General features: G+C 71.9%; 18 protein-coding genes. 8 read left to right on the top strand and 10 right to left on the bottom strand.

The genetic code is table 11. The features are described from left to right. Positions 1–196: 196 nt before the first annotated feature. From ACF07B_RS31075 to ACF07B_RS31085, 3 genes are all read right to left on the bottom strand, one after another. Positions 197–2,332: a putative bifunctional diguanylate cyclase/phosphodiesterase gene (locus ACF07B_RS31075; RefSeq protein WP_392181415.1), complete on the bottom strand. Its 2,136-nt coding sequence runs from the start codon at positions 2,330–2,332 to the stop codon at positions 197–199. Then, on the bottom strand, positions 2,329–3,141 hold the full coding sequence (locus ACF07B_RS31080; RefSeq protein ID WP_392181416.1) for an SAM-dependent methyltransferase: 813 nt from the start codon (positions 3,139–3,141) through the stop codon (positions 2,329–2,331). The genes ACF07B_RS31075 and ACF07B_RS31080 overlap by 4 nt, the downstream gene beginning before the upstream one ends. Positions 3,142–3,562: 421 nt before the next feature. Next, entirely contained in the window at positions 3,563–4,504 is a 942-nt protein-coding gene (locus ACF07B_RS31085) for an SCO0930 family lipoprotein (protein WP_369486395.1), read from the bottom strand. Between the two features lie 722 nt (positions 4,505–5,226). On the opposite strand from ACF07B_RS31085, the gene ACF07B_RS31090 reads away from it, so the two are divergent. The 3 genes from ACF07B_RS31090 to ACF07B_RS31100 all read left to right on the top strand — a co-directional run bounded on the left by ACF07B_RS31090 (position 5,227) and on the right by ACF07B_RS31100 (position 6,967). Beyond that, the gene (locus ACF07B_RS31090) at positions 5,227–5,424 is read left to right on the top strand and encodes a hypothetical protein (RefSeq protein ID WP_369481229.1); all 198 of its coding nucleotides are present in this window, start codon (positions 5,227–5,229) and stop codon (positions 5,422–5,424) included. 16 nt (positions 5,425–5,440) lie between these two features. After that, a complete protein-coding gene (locus ACF07B_RS31095) occupies positions 5,441–6,205 on the top strand; it encodes a hypothetical protein (protein WP_392181417.1) in 765 nt (254 codons plus the stop codon). A 225-nt stretch (positions 6,206–6,430) separates the two neighbouring features. Further along, positions 6,431–6,967: a hypothetical protein gene (locus ACF07B_RS31100; RefSeq protein WP_369481227.1), complete on the top strand. Its 537-nt coding sequence runs from the start codon at positions 6,431–6,433 to the stop codon at positions 6,965–6,967. Between the two features lie 129 nt (positions 6,968–7,096). Here the strand turns inward: ACF07B_RS31100 and ACF07B_RS31105 are convergent, their stop codons facing one another. Next, the gene (locus ACF07B_RS31105; protein WP_362399961.1) at positions 7,097–7,588 is read right to left on the bottom strand and encodes a hypothetical protein; all 492 of its coding nucleotides are present in this window, start codon (positions 7,586–7,588) and stop codon (positions 7,097–7,099) included. 331 nt (positions 7,589–7,919) lie between these two features. On the opposite strand from ACF07B_RS31105, the gene ACF07B_RS31110 reads away from it, so the two are divergent. Further along, positions 7,920–8,582: a class F sortase gene (locus tag ACF07B_RS31110; protein ID WP_369481226.1), complete on the top strand. Its 663-nt coding sequence runs from the start codon at positions 7,920–7,922 to the stop codon at positions 8,580–8,582. 109 nt (positions 8,583–8,691) lie between these two features. On the opposite strand, the gene ACF07B_RS31115 is transcribed toward ACF07B_RS31110, so the two are convergent. After that, positions 8,692–9,537, bottom strand: coding sequence for a polysaccharide deacetylase family protein (locus ACF07B_RS31115; RefSeq protein WP_392181418.1), 846 nt, complete (start codon positions 9,535–9,537; stop codon positions 8,692–8,694). 80 nt (positions 9,538–9,617) lie between these two features. Then, a complete protein-coding gene (lysX, locus tag ACF07B_RS31120; RefSeq protein ID WP_392181419.1) occupies positions 9,618–12,896 on the bottom strand; it encodes a bifunctional lysylphosphatidylglycerol synthetase/lysine--tRNA ligase LysX in 3,279 nt (1,092 codons plus the stop codon). Positions 12,897–12,997: 101 nt separating this feature from the next. On the opposite strand from lysX, the gene ACF07B_RS31125 reads away from it, so the two are divergent. Next, complete coding sequence (locus ACF07B_RS31125) at positions 12,998–13,462, top strand: universal stress protein (protein WP_326784189.1); 465 nt, start codon at positions 12,998–13,000, stop codon at positions 13,460–13,462. Positions 13,463–13,816: 354 nt separating this feature from the next. Here the strand turns inward: ACF07B_RS31125 and ACF07B_RS31130 are convergent, their stop codons facing one another. Further along, on the bottom strand, positions 13,817–14,971 hold the full coding sequence (locus ACF07B_RS31130; protein ID WP_392181420.1) for a CapA family protein: 1,155 nt from the start codon (positions 14,969–14,971) through the stop codon (positions 13,817–13,819). A gap of 275 nt (positions 14,972–15,246) precedes the next feature. Here ACF07B_RS31130 and ACF07B_RS31135 point away from each other — a divergent pair, with 275 nt between their 5' ends. The 3 genes from ACF07B_RS31135 to ACF07B_RS31145 all read left to right on the top strand — a co-directional run bounded on the left by ACF07B_RS31135 (position 15,247) and on the right by ACF07B_RS31145 (position 17,347). Beyond that, complete coding sequence (locus ACF07B_RS31135) at positions 15,247–15,795, top strand: sigma-70 family RNA polymerase sigma factor (protein WP_369481221.1); 549 nt, start codon at positions 15,247–15,249, stop codon at positions 15,793–15,795. A 135-nt stretch (positions 15,796–15,930) separates the two neighbouring features. Then, positions 15,931–16,446: a hypothetical protein gene (locus tag ACF07B_RS31140; RefSeq protein WP_362399979.1), complete on the top strand. Its 516-nt coding sequence runs from the start codon at positions 15,931–15,933 to the stop codon at positions 16,444–16,446. A gap of 220 nt (positions 16,447–16,666) precedes the next feature. Further along, positions 16,667–17,347: a zf-HC2 domain-containing protein gene (locus tag ACF07B_RS31145; protein WP_392181421.1), complete on the top strand. Its 681-nt coding sequence runs from the start codon at positions 16,667–16,669 to the stop codon at positions 17,345–17,347. Between the two features lie 51 nt (positions 17,348–17,398). Here ACF07B_RS31145 and ACF07B_RS31150 read toward each other — a convergent pair whose 3' ends face one another. The 3 genes from ACF07B_RS31150 to ACF07B_RS31160 form a co-directional block, all read right to left on the bottom strand. Next, entirely contained in the window at positions 17,399–18,259 is an 861-nt protein-coding gene (locus ACF07B_RS31150) for an Fpg/Nei family DNA glycosylase (protein WP_384239288.1), read from the bottom strand. A gap of 55 nt (positions 18,260–18,314) precedes the next feature. Beyond that, the gene (locus ACF07B_RS31155; RefSeq protein ID WP_392181422.1) at positions 18,315–20,390 is read right to left on the bottom strand and encodes a SpoIIE family protein phosphatase; all 2,076 of its coding nucleotides are present in this window, start codon (positions 20,388–20,390) and stop codon (positions 18,315–18,317) included. 78 nt (positions 20,391–20,468) lie between these two features. Next, entirely contained in the window at positions 20,469–21,797 is a 1,329-nt protein-coding gene (locus ACF07B_RS31160) for a DUF6777 domain-containing protein (protein WP_392181423.1), read from the bottom strand. Positions 21,798–21,891 lie beyond the last annotated feature (94 nt).

Genomic DNA, 21,891 nt, shown 5'->3' on the forward strand with positions numbered 1-21,891 from the left:
GTCTCAGCTCCATCGGTGGGAGGTACGTCCTGCCAGTGAGACACAGGGACGACCGAAGGCGCGAGGCGTCCCGTGGGCCGCCGGGGCCCGGTGAGGGCGGAGGACGGCGAGGGATCCGGGACGCGGTGCCGTCCCGTGTTCCGGCGGCGGTGCGCGGCGCGTCTCCGTACCGGGAGGCCGCGCCGCGCGGGGGCGCTCAGCCGACCGCGTCGACCAGCGCCAGCTCGTGCAGCCGCTCCGGTGGCCCCGGACGGGCGTAGTACCAGCCCTGGGCGGTGTCACAGCCCAGGAGCCGCAGCTGTTCGGCCTGCGCGCCGGTCTCCACGCCCTCGACCGTGACCGCCAGGTCGAGACTGTGGGCGAGGGAGACGATGCCCTCGACGATCTTCAGGTCGACCGGATCCGCCGGGAACTGCTGCATCCCCTGGGTGAAGGACCGGTCCAGCTTGAGGATGCTGACCGGCAGCCGACGGAGGTTCGCCAGGTTCGAGTAGCCGGTGCCGAAGTCGTCGAGCGCGATGTCGACGCCCATCTCGGCGAGCCGGCGCAACGGCTTGAGCAGATCGTCGTCCGCGCCGATCAGCGCGGACTCGGTGACCTCCAGGCACAGCGCCTGGGCGTCGAGACCCTCACGCTCCAGGATGTCGACCGTGTCCTGGACCAGTCCGGGATGGGTCAGCTGACACGGCGAGAGATTGACGTTGACGCGCAGCGGGCCGCCGGCGGAGTGCCGTTCCTGCCAGCTGCGGGCCTGGCGCACCGACTGCTCCAGGACCCAGCGTCCGAGCGGCACGATCAGTCCGGTGTGCTCGGCGAGGGGGATGAAGCGGTCGGGTCCGAGGACACCGTGCTGCGGGTGCAGCCAGCGCACCAGCGCCTCCGCGCCCCGCACACTGCCGTCGCCGAGGTGCACCAGCGGCTGGTACTCGATGAAGAACTCGCCCCGGTCCAGGGCGGCCGGGAGCGCGGTGGTGAGTCCGTTGCGGGTGATGGCGCGGGCGTCGGCCTCGGGGTCGGCGAGCTCGAAGCGGTTGCCGCCTGCGGACTTGGCCCGGTACATCGTGATGTCGGCGCTGCGCAGCACCTCGGCCGCGCCGCGCTCCCCGGCAGGACCCTCGACGACGCCGACGCTGCCCCGCACGGTCAGGTCACGGCCGTCGACGCTGATCGGGGTGACGAGCGCGTTCATGATGCGGCCGGCCAGTTCGTCGACCTCGCGCTCGGTGTCCGGGCCGGTGGTCAGGGCCACGAACTCGTCGCCGCCCAGCCGGGCGACCATCTCGCCGGGGGCCGTCGCGCAGGACTGGAGGCGGTCGGCGACCTCGACGAGCAGCCGGTCGCCGGCCGCGTGCCCGAGGCTGTCGTTGATGGTCTTGAAGCCGTCGAGGTCGAGGTAGCAGAGCCCGAAGCGCTGCCCCTCCCCCGCGGCCAGCGCCTTCTCCAGACGCTCGAAGAACAGGGTCCGGTTGGGCAGTCCGGTCAGCGCGTCGTGGGTCGCCTCGTAGCGCAGCCGCAGATTGAGCAGCCGCCGCTCGGTGGTGTCCTCCATCAGCGCGAGCTGGTACTGGGGCGCGCCGTCCGCGTCGCGCAGCAGGGAGACCGTCAGGTTGGTCCACAGGGCGGTGCCGTCGGGGCGGTAGAACGCCTTCTCGACGTGGTAGTGCTCGCGTTCACCGCGCACCAGCTCCTCGTAAAGCCGCCACACCTGAGGGCCGTCCTCGGCGTGCGTCCATTCGAAGACCCGGCGCCCCCGCATGTTCTGTTCCGAGCCGCCGAACATGCGCAGCAGGGCTCCGTTGACCTGGAGGATGTTGCCTTCGAGGTCGGCGATGCCGATGCCTATGGCCGCGCCCTCGAACACCGCGCGGAAGCGGGCCTCACTGTCGTGCAGGGCCTCGGCGACGGCGCTGCGCGCGGTCAACGCCGCCTGTGAGATGGCCTGTTGTTCGGCGCGGGTCCGCTCCCGGAGCGCTTCTGCGTACCCGGCGGCCATGGCGTGCTGGAGCCGTGCGGAGCGGGTCCGCAGCGCCTCCTTGGGCCCGTCCTCGCCGCAGTAGAGCACCAGGTAGGCGTCGACGCAGTCGAGGGCGCGGCTGAGTGCCTCGGGGTCGGTGCAGTGTGCGGCGACGAGCGCGGCGCCGACGCCGCGTCCCTCGGCGGCCTCGAAGGTCCTGGCCCGCAGGGCCTCGCTCAGCCGTCTCGCGAGCGGCAGCAGTTGCTCCTCGAACTCCGGCCGGGTCAGCGAGGTGGAGGTGACGGGGAAGACCGCGCGGCTCCAGATCGTCGCGAAGCGGCGCAGTCTGTCCTCCGGCCCGTCCGGCTCGGCGCTCACGCCGTGCGTCCCACGCCGCCGAACCCGGAGAAGGAATAGGGATCCTCGTCCTCGGACGCCGTGTCGGGCCGCCAGTCCGGCATCGGCACCAGTCCGGGTTCCACCATGTCGTACCCCTCGAAGAACCGCGCGATCTCCTCGCGCGTGCGCATGATCAGCGGGTTGCGGATGCCCTTGTAGACGTCGACCGTGCCCTCGGCCTGCTCCCGCGTGAGCGGAATACCCTCGAACGAGGCATGCGTGACGACGAGCATGCTTCCCGGCGCGAGGGCGTCGCGCAGTTCGGCCACCGCCCGGTACGGGTCGTCCGCGTCTTCCACGAAGTGAAGTATGGCAACGAGAAGCAGCGCGACCGGCCGGTTCAGGTCGATCAGCCGCTGAACCGGGTGACTCGCCAGGATTTCCTGGGGCTTGAGGAGGTCCGCGGCGACGACGTCCGCGTCCTCGTTGTCCCGCAGTACGGCCTGGCTGTGTGCGACGGCAACCGGGTCGTGGTCGACGTAGACGACCCGTGCGCCGGGGCGGGCGGCCTGGGCGATCTCGTGGACGTTGCCGAATGTGGGGATACCGGAGCCGATGTCGAGGAACTGGTCGATACCCTCACCGGCCGCGTAGCGGACCGCCCGGCGCATGAACGCCCGGTTCGCCTGCATGACCTTGGGGAGGCCCGGCATGAACTCCATCGCCTTGCGCGCCGCTTCCCGGTCTACCTCGAAGTTGTGCGAACCGCCCAGGTAGTAGTCGTATATCCGGGAGACGCTCGGCACTGAGATGTCAATGCTGCGAGGGGCCCAGGCGGGACGCTCCATCTATCTCTCCAAGGCGTAGGCGACGGCACGGACGATCCGGTGTTCGAGCAGAGGCTACTGATCGCCCGCCAAAGGAGCGAGTCAAACCGGAAATTGACCGTCCGTTCCCGGTCACTGCCTCAGGCACGTGCCGAATTGGCATCTGCGAACGTATACCGCGGACGCCACGCACCGCCCCCGCGAAATCGTTCCGAAGCATTCCAAAAAGCTCGGCGGGGTCACGAAGCGTGGCCAAGTCTCCCATCGGGCCGTGGCGTTCTTTCACATCCGGGCCGTCGCCCGGATCTTTCACGTTCCGGCGACGGCCGGAATGCTTCGCCCGCGCCGGGCAGCACAAGGGTCCGCCCCCTCCGGTGGAGGGGGCGGACCCTGGGCGGCGCGTTCGTTCGGGCGAGCCGGTCAACCGTGGGGTGTTGACGCCCTACTCGGCCGCGCCGACCGGCTTTCCGTCGGGCGAGACGGCGTACCACGTGCCGCCCACTCCCTGACCGTTGGTCTCGCCGGGAGCACTGTCACCGGAGAAGGTGTAGATCGGCCAGCAGTTGACCGACATCTGCTTCACACCGTCGGGGCGCGTGAAGGGCATCAGGCCCTTCTTCTTGACGCCCTTGGTGTCGTCCTCGGAGACCGGGGCGACCGCGGGCCACTTCTCCAGGCAGGCGCCGGTGCAGGCCGACTTCGAGACGGGCCAGGCCTGGTCCTTCATGAAGCGGTAGACGGTCATCCCGTTCTTGTCGACGACGATGTCGCCGAGCTTCGGGTCCTTGCGGACCGACAGACCGGGCAGGGAGGCCAGGGTGGCCTTCTTGCCGTCGGGCGCCGAGGCGAACCAAGTGCCGCCCACGTTCTGGCCGTTGGTGTCACCGGCCTTGGTGTCCTTGGCGTACCGGTACATGGGCCAGCCGCCTATGGTCAGCTGCTTCGTACCGTCGGTGCGGGTGACCTCGCCGAGCAGTGCCTTGTCCACACCGGTGGCGGCTTCGGCGCCCTCGGCGGGCACGGGCGGCCAGGCGGTCGCGCAGGCGCCGTCACAACTCGACTTCGGCGGCTCGGCGGTGTCCTTGTCGAAGCGGTAAAGGGTCAGTCCCGAGCCGTCGGTCAGCACCTTGCCGAGCTTGACGCTCTCGGCCACGGCCAGCTCGCCCGCGGCCTCCGGCTTGGCGGCGGCGCTCTCCTTGGAGTCGGCTCCGTAGCCGTTGCCCGAACCAGCGGTGGTGCTGGTCCCGTAACCGCCGGCCGCCGAGGTGGCACCCACGTTCTGGGCACCCGTCGAGGTGCCATTTTCCTGACCACACGCCGTCGTGAGCGCCAGCACGGCCGCAGCTGACGCTACGAGTGAGGCGCTCCGCCAGGAGGTCTTCATTGGTAACTCCCGCTGTTCGCATAAGTTTTGCAGCGCCCTGCAGCGCCGCGCATGGCCCTAGGTACGGGCGGGAGGTGCAGGAGTGTTCAAAGGGGCCTCAAATTTCTTTCGGAAGACTGTGCGGCGTTCGACGCGGATCGCCCGCATGTTCGCCGGAAGCCCGCGTTTCCCGGCCACCCGCGTCAAGCCACCGGGGCCCGCAGGTACCCAATTCGTGGCCAATCCAGGACACTTCGCCGTGACCCGGCCCCTCGCGCCCCATGATCTTCGTCGTGCACGCACCCCAGCGGAATCGATCCGCCCTCGTCATACGGGTACTGGCGCTGACCGCGCTCACCTGGCTCCTCGTCGGCGCGCCGAGCGGAACGGCCACGGCCGACGCCTGCGCGTACGCCTCGACGGGCCCGGACGGCGACGGGATCACCGCGGTGGCGGTGGCGGGCGACGGGGCGGTCGCCGTCGTCGGACACACCATCCGGTGTCCGGCCCCGACTCCGACCCCGACTCCGACCCCCACCCCGCCCTGCCCGCCGACGCCCACGCCGCCCCCGCCGGCGCCCGAGCCCCCTCCGCCGCCGAAGCCCAGGCCGACGCCGAAGCCGGCCCCACCGCCTCCGCCCACCCACGCACCGGAGCCCGCGCCCCCACCACCGCCTCCGCCGCCACCGCCTCCACCACCGGCGCCGAGGCAAAAGCCCGTGCCGCCGCGGCCCGCTCCGGTCGTGGCACCGAGACCCCCGCCGAAGCCGGCACCGACACCGAGCGCGCGTCCCGCCCCGGCGCCGGTTCCGGTCAGCTATCCGGCGTACCGCACCCCGCCGCACAAGCACGCGCCCCGCGGCGGTCCGTCACTGGTCTCGTTCACCCTGCTCATCACCGCGCCCGCGGTGCTCGCCGTCGCGGCGCTGCGCCCGCGCTGACCCCTGGAGGCTCACTTTGTCGGATTGGCTTGTTCTCACCCTCGCGATGGCGGCCGCGTGCCTCGTGGTCCTCGTCGTGACCCTCGTACGCCATCGCAGGGCACGTGAGGACGAGGACCCCACCGAGACCCCGGACGTCATCGAGTACATGACGATGATGATCGGCGTGGTGTACGCCATCGTTCTCGGACTGGCCATCGCCGGTGTCTGGGAGGCCCGCGGCGGCGCCCAGAACCAGGTGCAGAGCGAGGCGCAGGCCCTGCACGAGATCTCCGAACGCGTCCGGGTCTACCCGCCCGACGTCCGCGACCGGATCCGCGGTGACGTCGACACGTACGTCGACCACGTGGTCACCACCGAGTGGAAGACCATGGCCGAGCAGGGCCGGGTGACCGCCGAGGGCGGTCGGCTCCTCGACCGGGTCCGGCACGACGTCACCGACTACCAGCCGAAGTCGGACTTCGAGGCGCAGGCCTACCAGCCGCTCCTGGACCAGGTGACGGCGGCGGACACCGCGCGCAGCGCCCGCGCCGGCTCCACGGGGGCGACCATGCCGGGGGTGGTGTGGTTCGGGCTGATCACCGGCGCCGTGGTCACGGTCGGGATGATCTTCGCGCTCCAGATCCGGCGCACTGCCCGCGAACTGATCCTGGCCGGGCTGTTCTCCGCCCTGATCGCGTTCCTGCTGTTCCTGATCTGGGACTTCGACGCGCCCTACAGCCGCGGGATCACGGCCTCGACGGAACCCTTCACGGCGCTGTTCCCCCACCTCCCCGGGTGACACGCCCCCTGGGGCCCTTCCATGGACGGGGGACGGACACCACGCCGTGCGCGTCCCCCGTCCGCACGCGCACCGTCCCTCGAACGGCCCACGCGATTACCCCGTTCGCGCTACTGGGATCGCGCCCTTGTTCGCCCTTTCCTAGCGTTCCGATCATCGAGGTGCATTTCTGGCGCAAGCGGAAAAGGTCCGCAGCAAGGCTCCTCGGGGACCTGGAGGCTCACCATGCGCGCGATACGCGTCGCTTCGGCCGCACTGCTGGGCATGACCGCCCTGACCTTCGCCGCACCCGTCGCGTCCGCCGGCGACGGGGACCACGGACTCACCCCGATCACCCCCTTCGCCTTCAGCGTGCAGCCGTCGACCGTCTCCGCCGGTGGCCAGGTGTCACTGCTCCTGAAGCGGGACGGCGGGTGCAGGGGAACCGCCACGGTCACCTCCGGTGTCTTCGACACCGTCACCATCCCGCCGGGGCAGTCCTCGGCCACCGCCATGGTCGACTGGGACGCCAGACCCGGGGCCGTGTACGACGTGACGTTCTCGTGCGGCGGAGCGAGCGGCAGCACCGGTCTCACCATCGCCGGCGGCCGGCCGGTCACCCCGACCCCGGTACCCCTTCAGCGGGGCGTCCGGGCCGGTGTCGGCGGCAGCGCCGGCGGCTTCGACCTGAAGCAGATCGGGATGGGCACCGCGCTCATCGCCGGTTCGGTCGGCGCGGCCTGGTACCTGTCCCGCCGGCGCACATCCTCCGACGAGACCTGACACAGCGGAACAGCCCTTCACCCCGGACCCGGTCGGGCGGGTCCGGAGCGAAGGGCTGAAACGTGCGGCCCGCGCGGCGGACGGCCCGGCCTCCGAAGGGGCGGGACCGGCCGCTCGCCGGCGGATCGGTCAGATGTGCCGCTCCGACCTGCGCCGCATCCAGAACACCCCGCCGCCGACGGCCGCCGCGGCCACCAGACCGCCGCCGATCGCCATGTCGGTGGGCGTGGCACCGGTGGTGCTGCTGCCGCCGAGGCCGCCGCGCACACCGCCGATGACGGTGAAGGCGGCCGGCCGGGTCAGCGGGCCCGTCCCGTCGCAGTTGACGGTGATGTCGTACGAGCCGGGAGCGGCGTCCTGGTTGATGGTGGCCGTACCGCTGGACGACTCGTTGCGGCTGCCCAGGAGCGGCGAGAGTCTCGCCTGACGGAAAGCGGGAGAGGTCATCGTGCCTCCCCTCGGGCACCCGTCGACGGTCACGCTGAGCTGACCACCCCGGGCGATGACGCTGGGCTGCGCGACGATGTTGCTCGGCGTGTTCCACGCCGCGGCCATCGGGGCGGCGAGCCCCACGGCGGCGACCGCGGCGGCGGACACCGCCAGGGCACGAGTTGTACGCATGTGATCCTCCGCGGGGGCGCCCCGGGAACCGTCCCCGGTGGATCGGCGAGAAAGCGCCTCCCAGTCAGACCCTCAGATGCCGTGCACGCGCCCGCATTTCGGGAATGGTCCGTCCTGGTGAGAGGACACGCCGAAGGAATTCCACACAATCGGATATTGCCGCAGGTCACGGACTGTCAGAAAATTCCTGGTCACGGCAACTCGGATGGCGCACGAGGCTTTCCTTCCGCCACCCGTTCGCCCGCGCCCCGTCGCCGGGCGGCCTTGCTGCCATTAGCGTGCTCATATGCGCGGATGACGAGGCGACGGCCGCGTCGAGAGGGGATTGCGAATGTCTGCGTCCGAGTTGGCCGAAGAGGAGGAGCGGCAGAGGAAGCGCGCTCCTTGGGGCGTCATAGCGCTTGTTCTGCTGACCGGCCTCGCACTCATTCGGAACGGTTCCGGCGAGTTCGACGTCGGCCCCCCGCAGCCGGCCTCGGCGGCCGCGGCGGACAGCCGTACGCCGGGCGGCACGCTCTCGAAGACGCCCGCCGCGCTGCCGTACTCCGTGGTCGACCGGGTGCGGATTCCCGCCATCCGCGTCGACGCCCCGGTGATGCCGGTGGGCCTGGACGTGGACGGCTGGGTCGACGCTCCGCCGCCCGACGACGCGAATCTCGCCGGATGGTTCACCGGCGCGGTCTCGCCCGGCGAGAAGGGCACGGCCGTGGTCGTGGGCCACGTCGACAACATGCGGGGCCCCGCCGTCTTCTACGGGCTCGGGGCGCTCAAGAAGGGGAACAAGGTCGAGGTCCTGCGCAAGGACGGGAAGACCGCGGTGTTCGAGATCTACGGCATCGAGGTCTTCGCGAAGAGCGATTTCCCCGGCGACCGTGTCTACAACAGCAAGGGAACCCCCGAATTGCGTGTCATCACGTGCGGAGGCGGTTTCTCCAAGCAGCACGGATACGACGGGAACGTGGTCGTCTTCGCGCGCCTTTCCGAGGTGCGCTGAGCGTTCCCGGACCGGGTGCGCGAAAAGCCGGTCGGCGAGGCGTTCCGCCTCCCGCCGGCCGCCCGTCCGAAAGCCCCGCGACGCACCGCGCGCGGGGCCCTTTTCGGTTCTAGGCGTTCTTACGGCGCGGCACCGTCATGTGGTAGCCGGCGTCCAGCAGGCGGGGGAGATAGGTGCGCAGCGCCTGCACGCTCTGCGAGCGGTCGCCGCCCGCGTCGTGGGAGAGGACGACGACACCCGGGGCGGCCTCCTTCTGGATCGTGCCGACGATCGCGCGGGTCCCCGGCCTCGCCCAGTCGTTCGTGTCGATCGTCCAGGCCATCGGCTCCATGCCGAGGTCGGCCCCGATCTGGTAGGTCGCCCGGTTCCACTCCCCGTAGGGCGCGCGGAACCAGGACGGAGGCTCGCCGTAGGCGTCGTCGATGACCTCGCTGGTGCGCTCGATCTCGGAGCGGATCGCGGAGCGCGAGAGCTTGGTGAGCAGCGGATGGCTCCACGTGTGGTTGCCGACGATGTGGCCGTTGTCGGCCATCTCGCCCAGCAGGTCCTTGTTGTCGGCGGCCATCCGCCCGCACACGAAGAACATGGCGTGCACGTCGTACTCGCGCAGGGTCCGCAGGATCTCGGGGGTGTACGTCGGGTCGGGGCCGTCGTCGAAGGTCAGCACCATGGTGCGGCCGCGCCCGGACACGCGCATGAAGGGCTCGTGCCGGACGAGGGTCCGCAGCTGGGTGCCGTGCGGCGGGGGGCCGTACCCGGCGAGCGGCCGGAGGCGGTAGGCGGAGGGCTTGAGGGCCCGGTTCGCCTGCGGGCCGGAGAGCGGCAGACCACGTGCCGGCTCCGCGGCCTGGCCGGCGGTCAGGACACGGGCCGTGCCCGCCGCTCCGGCCGCCCCCAGGACGGCGGCGCCGGCGATCAACGCCCGGCGCCGGGTAATCAGCTGATCCTTTTTCATGACAAATCAGTCACCCGGCGGAGGGCTCACCACGCCGAGCATCACCGGTAGGGCCCCGTGAATGCACCCGCCTGGACCAGTCAGCGGCGGCGGACCAGCGGGAACGGCAGCGTCTCGCGGATCGTCAGACCGGTGAGGAACATGACGAGCCGGTCGACGCCGATGCCGAGTCCGCCGGTGGGCGGCATGGCGTACTCCAGCGCGTCCAGGAAGTCCTCGTCGAGCTCCATCGCCTCGGGGTCTCCCCCGGCGGCCAGCAGCGACTGCTCGGTGAGCCGGCGGCGCTGCTCGACGGGGTCGGTCAACTCCGAGTAGGCGGTGCCCAGTTCCGTGCCGAACGCGACGAGGTCCCAGCGTTCCGCGAGCCGCGGGTCGGTGCGGTGCTGCCGGGTGAGGGGGGAGACGTCGGTCGGGAAGTCCTTGTAGAAGGTGGGGAGCTGGGTCTTCTCCTCGACCAGACGTTCGTACATCTCCAGGACGACGTCACCGCGTCCGTCGTCCGTCGTGTACGGGACGCCCGCGCGGTCGCACAGCCGCAGCAGCCTCTCCAGGCTCGTGTCGGCGTCGATCTCGTCCCCCAGCGCCTCGGAGACCGCTCCGTACACCGTCTTGACGGGCCAGTCCCCGGAGATGTCGTACTCGACACCGTCCTTGCGGGCGACCGGGGTGCCGAACGCGGCGGTGGCGGCGCCCTGGATCAGCTCGCGGACGAGGTCGAGCATCACGTCGTAGTCGGCGAAGGCCTGGTAGGCCTCCAGCATCGTGAACTCGGGGTTGTGCTTGTAGGAGACACCCTCGTTGCGGAAGGTGCGGCCCATCTCGAACACCTTCTCCATACCGCCGACGCACAGCCGTTTGAGGTAGAGCTCGGGCGCGATCCGCAGATAGAGGTTCAGGTCGTAGGCGTTGATGTGGGTGGTGAAGGGCCGGGCGTTGGCTCCCCCGTGGATCTGCTGGAGCATCGGGGTCTCGACCTCCAGGTAGCCGCGGTCGAGCAGTCCCTGGCGCAGCGCCTGGACGGCCGTGGAGCGGGCGCGGACGACATCGCGGGCCGCGGGGCTGGACACCAGGTCGAGATAGCGGCGGCGGACCTTCGCCTCGGGGTCGGCGAGGCCCTTGCGCTTGTCGGGCAGCGGGTGCAGGCATTTGGCGGTGAGCCGCCAGGCGGAGACGAAGACCGTGGGTTCACCGGAGTCACTGGCGCCCGCGAGACCGTCGGCGCTGATGTGGTCGCCGATGTCGATCACCTGCCGGAAGCGGTCGAGCTCCGGGCCGGACTCCTTGCGGGTGAGGGCGATCTGGAGGTCCCCCGACCAGTCGCGCAGCACGGCGAAGAGGATGCCGCCGAAGTCGCGTACGAGCATCACGCGTCCGGCGAGGGTCACGTCCTCGCCGCCGCGGACGTCGGCCAGGACGTGGGTGCGCGGCGGGATGCCGACCGGGTAGGGGTCGGTGCCCTCGGCGCGCAGCCGGTCGAGTTTGCGGTGCCGCACGCGGACCTGGTCGGACAGCCCGTCGGTGGGGTCCTCGCTCCCGGCCGCGCCGTCCGCGTCGAGGCCGAGGGCCGCCAGCGACGGCAGTCCCGCGGTCGTGGCGGGCGCGGGTCCGCCCTTCGGATGTCCCTTGCCCCACAGACTGCGCAGCGAGGGCACGGAGACGAAGCCCTCGGCGATGGCGGAGGCCATGCCGATGCGGGCGAGGGCTCCGGTGTCGCCGTAGCAGATGAAGCGCGGATACCACTCCGGGTGGTACTTGGCGTTGGAGCGGTACAGGGCCTCCAGCTGCCACCAGCGGGAGAAGAACAGCAGCAGTCTGCGCCAGAGCCTGAGCACCGGTCCCGCGCCGATGCGGGCGCCCTCCTCGAACACGGAGCGGAACACGGCGAAGTTGAGGGAGATGCGCCGGACCCCGAACTTGCCGGCGACCGCGCACACCTCGGCGACCATGAACTCCATGACGCCGTTGGGCGCGCTGCGGTCGCGGCGCATGAGGTCGAGGGAGATGCCGTCGCGGCCCCAGGGCACGAAGGAGAGCAGCGCGAGGAGCTTGCCGTCGGACCCCATCGCCTCGACGAGCAGGCAGTCGCCGTCCTCGGGGTCGCCGAGCCGGTCGAGGGCCATCGAGAAGCCGCGCTCGGTCTCGGTGTCGCGCCAGGTGTCGGCCCTGCTGACGATCTCCTCCATCTCGGCGTCGGTCAGGGTGGAGTGCCGGCGCACCCGGCAGGTGGCGCCGGTGCGTTTGACGCGGTTGACGGCCTGCCGGGTGCCGCGCATGTCGCGCCCGCCCAGGTCGAAGCCGGCGACGTGCAGGATCGCCTCGTCGCCGAGCTGGAGGGCGCCGAGCCCGGAGCGCGCGAACGCCTTGGCGCCCTCTTCGGACGCGCCCATCGCGGCGGGTGCCCAGGCGTAGCGGCGGGCGATGTCCAGCCAGGCGTCGATCGCGTGCGGCCAGGCCTCCCGGTCGCCGACGGGGTCACCGCTGGCGAGGCACACTCCCGCCTCGACGCGGTAGGTGACGGCCGCCTTGCCGCTGGGCGAGAAGACGACGGCCTTGTCGCGGCGGGTGGCGAAGTAACCGAGGGAGTCGCCGCCTCCGTACGCCTGGAGCAGGGCGCGGATCCGGGCCTCCTCGTCGCCGTGCAGGGCCGCGACCAGACGCTGGGAGCGGAAGAGCGTGGCGGCCGCGTTGAGCAGGGCCAGAGCGCCGAAGAGGCCGAGCACGAAGAACAGCCAGCGCGGCGGACGGCCGTCGAACGAGCGCCCGGAGACGAGACCGCCGCAGACCCGGTTGGCGGCCCACAGCAGCCGCTGGCCCTCCGCCAGAGTGCCGGGGAACAGCTCGACCAGGCCCCAGCCGAGCAGGGTCGCCACGACCAGCCCGGCGACCAGGACGAGCAGGGCCCGTCGTACGGCGGCGCGCCGCGAGTCGGCGTAGAACTCCCGGCGGGCCACGATCAGCAGGGCGAGCAGGAGCCCGCAGACGATCAGCGAGGGGATCGAGGCGGCGTACAGGCCGGCGGCGATCCCGAGGATGTCGGTCAGGACGAGCAGGCCGAGGTAGACGACCACGAGCCACCAGGCGATCTTCTTGCGGGCGGCCGTCGCGGCGGCGAGCAGGAAGAGGAAGACGGCGTACGCGAGGTTGGCGCTGACCGGGATGATCAGAAGGTCGAGGAAGCGCACGACCGGGCGGAGCAGCGCGCGCAGCGGGGGGATGAAGGCGAGCAGGGTGCAGAGCAGACCGATGGCGACGAAGAAGGCCGCGAAGCCTTCTGGCACCTTGCTGAGGAAGCCCGTCCTGGGCGGCCGTGTCGGGCCGCTGGCGGTCTTCGGTGGGCGGGCCTCCACGGTGGCACTCATGGTTCCGACTGTAGGAAGAGCTGCGGTCCCCCGCCCGTCGAGCGGATCTCGGCGGCTCCCCCGGAGCAGGCGGATCCGGGGGCTCCGATAACCTCGCAGCCGTGACGGAAGAGCAGCACGCGCATCGGTTCGAGCGCGGGACGGACGGTCCCAAGGTCATCGTCGTCGGTGTGGACGGCTCCGACTCCTCGCTGCGCGCCGCGGCGTACGCCGGTGGTCTGGCGCGGCGGCAGCGGGCGCTGCTGGCGGTGGTCTACGTCAAGCCGGTGATGGCCGCGGGAGCGGCGCTCGGGGTGCCGGTCGCGGAGACGACCGACGAGATCGCCGAGGATCTGGTGCAGTACATCCGCGACGCCGCCGAGCGGGTGAAGGACATATTCGATGTGCGCTGGGAGTTCCACACGTTCCGCGGCGACCCCTACAACGGCCTGGTCACCGCAGCGGACGAGCTGAAGGCGGACGCCGTGGTGGTCGGGGCCTCCGAGCAGTCCGGGCACCGGATCGTCGGTTCGGTGGCGATCCGGCTGGTGAAGGCGGGCCGCTGGCCGGTCACGGTGGTGCCGTAGGCGGTACGGCGGGAGCGCGGTGAAGCGTCGCCGTGCGGGTGCCGTGAAACCTCGCCGTGCGGGTGCCGTGGACGGTCGCCGTGCCGGTGCCGTGAAACCTCGCCGTGCCGGTGCCGTGAAACCTCGCCGTGCGGGTGCCGTGAAGCCTCGCCGTGCCGGTGCCGTGAACCGTCGCCGTGCCGGTGCCGTGAAGCCTCGCCGTGCGGGTGCCGTGGACGGTCGCCGTGCCGGTGCCGTGAAGCCTCGCCGTGCGGGTGCCGTGAAGCGTCGCCGTGCCGGTGCCGTGGAACGTCGCCGTGCCGGTGCCGTGAAGCCTCGCCGTGCCGGTGCCGTGACGACCGGTGCGGTCCCGTGTCACCTGGCCGTGACGAGGCCGGACCGGCCCGCGCCCCTGCCGAGGACGACAGCGCGGATCCGGTCGCGCACGGCGCCGACGGTGGCGCCCCGCGCCAGCGCCGCGTCGAGATCGACGACCCGGCCGGCGTCGAGGTCGAAGGCCAGCGGGACGAACTCGGCCTTCGACACCTCCCACCGCTGTGAGCGCCGCGCGGGCGGGGAGAAGGTGAAGCGGCCGAGGGTGCTCTCGTTGCCGCGCGGGTCCTGGACGCCCTGGTCGTTGTCCGTCTCTCCGGCGATCTGGTCGCCCGTGCCGTAGACGACCCACGTGCCGTTGACCTTCTCGTACGCCTGCGGGACACGGGAGCGGGTGCCGAGGATCAGGTCGATGTCGGGCCGGCCGCCGGTGCGGGAGGCTGTGAGCTGCCTGCCCAGCCGCAGTTGGCGCTCGTCCGGCCCGTCCTGCCATTGCGTTCCCCAGTCGAGGGAGACGACCACCACGTCGGCGCCGGCTCTCCGGGCGGCCCGGGCGTCCGCGACGATCCGGGCGGGGTCGGTCAGGCGGACCGCCCAGGGCTGTCCCTCGGGCAGCGGGAGCCCGTTGGTGTCGTCGGTGTACGCGAGATGGGCGACGCGGGCGCCACCCGCCCGCATCAGGGTGACGGCGTCCGCCTCCCGCTCGCCGCGGGCCGATCCCGCGTGCCGCACACCCGCTCGGTCCAGCGCGTCCAGGGTGCGCCGGACGCCGTCGGCGCCGTCGTCCAGCGTGTGGCGGGAGGCGGTGGAACAGGAGTCGTACCCCGTCGCGGCGAGCCCCTGGGCCACCTGGGGAGGGGTTTTGGCGACGGCCGAGCCGGCGGGGTCGCCGTCGGTGTCGTCCACGCTCCGCAGGTGACAGATCGCCAGGTCGGCACGGGAGACGACGGGTTGGACCCCGGCGAGCATGGGCCGGAAGTCGTATCCGGCGCCTGACGCGTCGGAGCCGGCCCGTTCGAGGACCGAGCCGTCCGGCAGGACGTCGCCGGCGGCGACGAGGGTGAAGCCGCGGGCGGCGGGGGGTCCGGGCCGCCCGCCGGGGTGCCGCGCGGCCGTGTCGTGGGCCTGACTGGTCACCGCGGCCGCGATGAGGGCGGCCGCGAGGGCCAGATTGATCTTTCGCGCGCGTGTGATCATGCCGGCCCCATGCGGTCGCATTTCCCTATTAATAGATACGCATCCACGTACACAGGCCACCCGCAGTCAAGGAGACACCACCGCGGCTCACCCGTTCGGCGTTCATCCGCATGCCCGCCGGGGCGAACGGCGGTACGAACACGGGCCGTCCCGGAATCCGCGGCTCCACCTCGGCCGACCGTTCGGCGCACCGTTCACCGACCGCTTCGACCGCCCACCGCACAACCGTGTCCCCGGCCTGTCCGCGCGCGGCCCGGGGCGCTGGCATACACGCCATGACGGCCGGAACCACCACCATCGCCCCCAGGACGACCGCCGAGCACGAGCTGGCCGCGCTGCAACGCGACCACGGCCGCCCCCTCTTCGCCCTGCTGCTGCGCCTGTCCGACGGCGACCGCCAGCGCGCCGAGGACCTGGTGCAGGAGACGTTCGTCCGCGCCTGGCAGCATCCCGAGGCCCTGCGCGCCGACGACTTCGCGTCCGTACGGCCCTGGCTGCTGACCGTGGGGCGCAGGCTGGCCATCGACGCGCGGCGGGCCCGGCAGGCACGGCCTCCGGAGGTCGGTGACGCGATCCTCGACAACGCGCGGGTCTGCGCCGATCACGCCGAACGCTCGGCGGCGACGCTCGATGTGCGGGAGGCTGTGAAGACACTCACTCCCGAACACCGTGAAGTCCTGGTGCTGGTGTACTTCCAGGGGGCCAGTGTGGCGGAGGCCGCCGCGGCGCTGGGAATCCCGCCGGGTACGGTGAAGTCCCGCGCGTACTACGCCTTGCGTGCCCTGCGCCGGGTTCTTCCGGGATACGCGGCCGACCTGCGGTGAAACCGAAGGCTTGGTCAAGCCTCCGTAAAGCGCCTTGCTGAGGACCATGGTTGAGCACTCAGCTTGCCTCATCCGTTTTCCGGACTGGGGCCCGGGGTCGGGCGACGCGCACGCACCGGAGGAAGGCAGGAAGGGATGCTGCACAGAGGTCAAGAGAGCACGGACGGCACCGGCGGGGGCGAACTCACCGTCCCCATGGCCTGGTTGTACGCCGAGTACATCGCCGACGAACTGCTGCGGACGGGCGACCTGATGCCGCCCACCTCCTTCGAGTTCCGCGCCGGGCGCGACGCCCTCGCGCTGACGATCTTCCTGTCCGACAGCGGCGGCGAACTCTCGGGGATCCGGGTCATCACCCAGCTGGACACCTGGCTTTCGCTCACGGCGTACGACCAGCCCTGGCACACCTGGGTGCGCGAGCACCTGGCGCTGCGCGCGGCCGAGTCCACCGGATGCGCCGGACCCGATCCCGATCTGGAGCTCGCGTCCGCGGCCTGGCGGTGGCTGGAGGAGACGGAACTGCTCGCTCCGGACCTCGACGCGGTGCCCGGCGGCGGCTCCGTGCCTGGTGAGGACGACGGGCCCCAGGTGTGGACGGCGGCCTGGCGGCTGGGGCTGCCGCTCGGGCATCTGGCCATCCACCTCTTCTGAGGGCGGTCGTGACCGCGCCGGATTCACCTCCGGCGGCGGCCGCGACCGCGCCGGGAACAATTCCTCGGGGCGCGCACCAATCCGCGGGCGCCCCCGCTCCGAACGTCTTGACCCCGATTCCTGACGAGTCTTGAGTGATTCGACGGTCTGATGCGTACCCGTGGGCAACAGCAACACCACTCACAGTCCGCACCAACGCCACGAGGATTCGGTATTCGGTATGAGGTCCCTGGAACGGCATCGCGACGTCGGCGCCTATGCGCTCGGCGTGCTCGGCGAGGCGGAAGCCTTCCGCTTCGAGGACCACCTCGTGGAGTGCGCTCAGTGCACGGCGTTCGTCAGCGAGTACCGCCCCGCCACCCGGCAGCTGATGCTGTACCGGCGGTCGACGCCGCGCAGCGTCCACCCCTTCGCCGCCCCTGGGCCGCGGCTGCTCGACCGGCTGCTCGGCGAGGTCGCCGCGCGCAACCGGGCCGGGCGCCGGCGCCTCCTGTTCGCCCTGGCCGCCTCCGTGGTCCTCGCGACGGGCGGACCCGCGCTCGCGCTCGTCGTCGGCCACGACTCCCCCTCGGGCTCGGTCGTCGTGGCCGACCCCCCGTCGAGCCGGATGGCCAGGACCGACGCGGAGACCGGCGTCTGGGCCCAGGTCACCACCCGCGAGCGGCTCTGGGGCAGCGACATCGAGGTCGAGGTCAAGGACGCCAAGGGGCCCCGCTCCTGCGAGCTCGTCGCCATCGGCAAGGACGGCTCGGAGCAGTCGGTGACGAGCTGGATGGAGCCCGCGGACAACGAGACCCCCCTCACGATGCAGGGCGGCTCGTCGATGCGGACCGACGAGATCCGCCGGTTCGAGGTGCGCACGGCGGACGGCGAACACCTCGTGACGCTCAACTCCCCCTGATCGACACCCGTTTCACCACCCGCGCAGCGACGAACCGCCGGCTCGGCCCGGCTACTTGAGCAGCCGGGACATCCGCCGGTCCGCCAGCGGCTTGCCGCCCGTCTGGCAGGTCGGGCAGTACTGGAGCGAGGAATCGCTGAAGGAGACCTCGCGGATGGTGTCACCGCACACAGGACAGGGCTCCCCCGTCCTCCCGTGCACCCGCAGACCGCTCTTCTTCTCCGACTTCAGCCGACCGGCGGCCAGCCCGTGGGAGCGCTCCACCGCCTCGGCGAGCGTGCCCCGCAGCGCCTCGTAGAGCCGCCGGGTCTCCTCGGGGGTCAGCGAGGAGGCGATCTTGAACGGGGACATCCGGGCGGCGTGCAGGATCTCGTCGCTGTAGGCGTTGCCCACGCCCGCGATCAGGCTCTGGTCGCGCAGCGCGCCCTTGAGCCGCCGCCGCTCGCCCTGGAGCAGCCCGGCGAAGCGCTTCTCGTCGAAGTCACCGGCGAGCGGGTCCGGGCCGAGCCTGGCCACGCCGGGAATCCGCTCGGGGTCCTCGACGACGTACACGGCGAGCCGCTTCTGGGTGCCCGCCTCGGTGAGGTCGAAGCCCTCGCCGGTCTCCAGCGCCACACGCAGCGCGAGCGGCCCCTTGCCGGGCCGGGGCGGGCCGTCGGGGAGCGTGTCCTTCCAGTGCAGCCAGCCGGCACGGGCCAGATGCGTGACGAGGTGCGGGCCGTCCGTGGCGATGTCCAGGAACTTGCCGAACCGGCCGACGGCCGTGACCTCGCGTCCCTCCAGGGCGGAGACGGGAGGGTCGTACGTCTTCAGGACGCTGACGGCGACGGGCAGGACGCGCACGACGCGGCGGCCGACGAGATGTCCGGCCAGGAAATCCTTGAGCGCTTCGACCTCGGGCAGTTCCGGCATACGTCCAGAGTGCCATCCGGCGCCGACAACGCCGGGGAGCGGACGACGGCGGGGATCAGGTGCGCTCGCCGACCATGAACTCGCACCACACGACCTTGCCGCCGCCGCGCGCCTCGACACCCCACACGTCGGTGAGGCGGTCGACGAGCAGCAGTCCGCGGCCCGAGACCCCGGACTCGCCCGCCTCGCGGCGGCGCGGCAGCGCGCTGGATGAGTCCTCGACCTCGACGCGCAGTCTGCGGTCGGACCCGGCCAGGACGCGCAGGGTGACGATGGCCGAGCCCTCGGTGTGCATGAGGGCGTTGGTGATCAGCTCGTCGGCGACCAGCTCGATCTCGTCGGCCCTCTCCCGGGCTCCCCACGCGCGGACGGCGGCCCGGATCATGTGCCGGGCCTCGCTGAGCGCCTCCGGGTCGCCGGGCGCCACATGCTGCTGGAGGCGTCCGCCCGAGCGCTGGTCGATCAGACCGTGGCGGCGCAGCAGCAGCAGGGCGACGTCGTCGTCGCCGCCGCGCTCCTCGGCCATGTCGATGAGCCGGTCGGCGAGGTCGCTGACGTCTTCCGGGCCGCCGCGGATGAGTTCGCCGAGCATGCGCATGCCGTCGTCGAGGTCGACTCCCGGCTCCTCGACGAGCCCGTCGGTGCACAGCAGCAGGGTGTGGCCGAGGTCAAGCTCGACGGTGGAGACCGGGTATTCGAGGCGTCCGAACTCCGCGGACAGGCCGAGCGGCAGACCGCCTTCGAGGGGCAGCCGCCGGCAGGTCCGGTCGGTGGACCGGACGAGCGGGTCGATGTGGCCGGCCCGGACGAGCTGGGTCACCCCGGTGGACAGGTCGATCTCGGCGTACAGGCAGGTCGCGAAACGGTCGGTGTCCAGTTCGTGGAGGAAGACCGAGGCACGGGCCATCACGGTGGCCGGGGTGTGGCCCTCGGCGGCGTAGGCGCGCAGGACGATGCGGAGCTGGCCCATGACGGCGGCGGCGTGCGTGTCGTGGCCCTGCACGTCGCCGATGACGGCGCCGACGCGTCCGCCGGGCAGCGGGATCAGGTCGTACCAGTCCCCGCCGATGTCGCGGCCCAGCGAGGCGGAACGGTAGCGGACGGCGATGTCGGCGCCGCGGACGCTGGGGATGGAGCGCGGCAGCATGGCCTGCTGGAGGCCCTGGGCGAGGTCCTTCTCCTGTTCGAAGAACATGGCCCGCTGGAGGCTCTGGGCAATGCTGCTGCCGAGCGCGACGAGGACGTTGCGCTCCTCCTCCGAGAACCCGTGCCGGTCGTTGTAGAGCAGCCCGATCGCGCCGATGGGGCGCGCCTGCACGATGAGCGGCAGATAGGCCGCCGAGGTGATCTTCAGATCGGTGATGTTCGGCCACAGGAGCGGATACGACTCGGCGAACTCCTTGGGCGACTCGATGAAATGCGGTACGAGGGTCCGTACGACCTCGTTCATCGGGTACTGCGCGTCCAGGCGCGTGACCCGGGTGCCGGGGACGTAGCTGTCCTCGGGGCCGGTGGCGACCATGCGGATGCGGCCGGACTCCACCAGGCCCATGACCAGGCTGGCGGCCCCGAGGTGGGTGAGGCCGTGGGTGTCCTGGAGCACGTCGATGACGTCCTGCACGGTGACGGCGTGGGCCAGCGCGGCCGTGGTGAGCTGGACGACGCTGGTCTGCTGGCGCCGTACCTCGTTCTGGGCGGCCTGTTCACGGCGCGCCGCGCTCTCGTCGAGCTCCGCCGTGGCGTCGCGGACGATGCCGATGATGCGGCGCGGCCGGCCGTTCTCGTCGCGGCGGATGTAGCCCTGGGTGTGGGTCCAGCGCAGAGCTCCGTCGCGGCGGCGGATACGGAAGTAGGCGCCGTAGTTCTCGCTGCCGTCCTTGAGGGCGTGGGAGACCATCGTGTCGAGCCGCCGTGACTCGGCCGGCGGGACACGAAGACCCAGGGTGGCGGGCTGCCCGTCGTATTCGTCCGGGCGCACGTCGAAGATCTCGTGGGCCTGGGCGTCCATCTGCATCAGACCGGTGTCCAGGTCCCAGTCGAAGCTGCCCATGCGGTTGAGCGCCAGGATCGGATCCGGGTGGGCGGGCCAGTCGTCCGGGAGTGACAGGGCGCTCGCTCCCCGATCAACCATGGGGCCACCATGCCAGCAATTGCCCGATTGTTCGACTTCTGGGCGGCCTGATTCCGGACCCCCGGGACGCGAGGGCGTTCATCTGCCGGGGGTGTCGGCGGAGACGTCGAAGACGCTGTCCGGACCGGTCGGCCCGTCGGGGATCAGCCCGCCGTCGGGTGCCTCGGGACTGTCCGGGCCGGCGTCCTCGGTGGGCGCGCCCGGCTCGTCGGACGGGTCCCGCGGTGCCGGGGGCTCCGGTGAGCTTGAGCGCCCGGGGTCGGCCGGGCCGGTCGGCGGAGCCGTGGTGCCGCCCGAGGGGGCCGCCGTGGTCGCGGGCGCCGCCGTGACGGTGGCCGAGGGGCAGTGCGAGGGCTCGGCACTCGGTCGCGCGGAGCGGCCCGGCCCGGCCACGTCCATGGCCGCGCCGTCCGTCGGCGCGCCGGAGGGCGCGGTGGACGGCGCGGTGCTCTCGTCCGGGGTGCCCTCCCCCGTTCCCGGTGTCGGTGTCGGTGTCACCGTCACGGTCGGTGCCGGTGTGGGGCAGTCGGACGCGGAGGCGTCGGGGGACGGGCTCCGGCCGCCCGGCGAGGTCCCGGTGGAGGGCTCGTGCGCGCCGGCGGAGTCGTGCGGCAGCGGGGCCGGGTCCTCGGGCGGCCGTACGACGTGGTCGTGGTGGTGGCCCTCGTAGCCGACCGGCCGCTCGATCCAGGTGTTGTCGGCGACGTCGACGATCGTGATGTCGGTGATGACGTCGGGCGCCGGCGTCACCGTCACGACCTGGGCGGGCCGGTACCCGCTCCAGGGCCTGCCCCGGGTGTCCGGGTTCCCGTCGGCCTCGGTGGGCCGGCCCAGCGGGTTGCCGCAGGCGCAGCGCACCCGGGGTACGCCCCGGTTGTCCACGAGGACGGCCGTCCCGGCCTGGAGCACGGCCTGGAAGCCGGTCGCCCGCCCTGCGGCGAATCCGTGGTCCGTGACGCCGGTGTCGGCGCGGAGCACCACCGGGGTGAGCCGGCGCAGATAGTCCGGGACGGACTCCGGAGAGATCCCGGAGAGTTCGGCGAAGACCCGGGCCTTGGCCCGGTCGGCGGAGAGGAACCTGATCTGCTTCCCGACATCGCAGCTGCCGGCGTTACGGGTGCCGCCGTACAGGCCCGGTGCGGCGCCCGATACGGAGCGCGCCCCCTGGGTGCCGGTGGGCGACGGTTGCGGCGTTCGGGTGACGGGCGGCCGGGGCGCGGGGGTGGTGTCGGTGGGTGCCGTGAAGGGGTCGGGCCCCTGGACCGCGAGGGGCTGGAGGAGCGTTTCGCCGCCGGTGGATCCGTGCCGCGCCGCGCCCCCGCCACCGCCGCCACAGCCCGCGACGACAAGGAGTACCGCCGCGAGCGCGCAGGCCGCTCCAAAGGTCCTGGTGGGTATGTGCACCACGTCTCTCCCGTCCGTCCCGGGCAGTTGGTGCCTCATTCTCTGCGTCACCCTCTTGGCGCACGCAAGCGGAAATCGGTCACCCAGCGTCACAATG

The sequence above is a fragment of the Streptomyces sp. NPDC015532 genome, assembly GCF_043078065.1.
In the GTDB taxonomy this organism is placed as follows: domain Bacteria; phylum Actinomycetota; class Actinomycetes; order Streptomycetales; family Streptomycetaceae; genus Streptomyces.

Coding starts and splice junctions, on each gene's coding strand:
- ACF07B_RS31080 (WP_392181416.1), bottom strand. CDS start 3,141: ATGGAGCGTCCCGCCTGGGCCCCTCGCAGCATTGACATCTCAGTGCCG.
- ACF07B_RS31085 (WP_369486395.1), bottom strand. CDS start 4,504: ATGAAGACCTCCTGGCGGAGCGCCTCACTCGTAGCGTCAGCTGCGGCC.
- ACF07B_RS31100 (WP_369481227.1), top strand. CDS start 6,431: ATGCGCGCGATACGCGTCGCTTCGGCCGCACTGCTGGGCATGACCGCC.
- ACF07B_RS31105 (WP_362399961.1), bottom strand. CDS start 7,588: ATGCGTACAACTCGTGCCCTGGCGGTGTCCGCCGCCGCGGTCGCCGCC.
- ACF07B_RS31110 (WP_369481226.1), top strand. CDS start 7,920: ATGTCTGCGTCCGAGTTGGCCGAAGAGGAGGAGCGGCAGAGGAAGCGC.
- ACF07B_RS31115 (WP_392181418.1), bottom strand. CDS start 9,537: ATGAAAAAGGATCAGCTGATTACCCGGCGCCGGGCGTTGATCGCCGGC.
- lysX (WP_392181419.1), bottom strand. CDS start 12,896: ATGAGTGCCACCGTGGAGGCCCGCCCACCGAAGACCGCCAGCGGCCCG.
- ACF07B_RS31130 (WP_392181420.1), bottom strand. CDS start 14,971: ATGATCACACGCGCGCGAAAGATCAATCTGGCCCTCGCGGCCGCCCTC.
- ACF07B_RS31135 (WP_369481221.1), top strand. CDS start 15,247: ATGACGGCCGGAACCACCACCATCGCCCCCAGGACGACCGCCGAGCAC.
- ACF07B_RS31140 (WP_362399979.1), top strand. CDS start 15,931: ATGCTGCACAGAGGTCAAGAGAGCACGGACGGCACCGGCGGGGGCGAA.
- ACF07B_RS31145 (WP_392181421.1), top strand. CDS start 16,667: ATGAGGTCCCTGGAACGGCATCGCGACGTCGGCGCCTATGCGCTCGGC.
- ACF07B_RS31150 (WP_384239288.1), bottom strand. CDS start 18,259: ATGCCGGAACTGCCCGAGGTCGAAGCGCTCAAGGATTTCCTGGCCGGA.
- ACF07B_RS31155 (WP_392181422.1), bottom strand. CDS start 20,390: ATGGTTGATCGGGGAGCGAGCGCCCTGTCACTCCCGGACGACTGGCCC.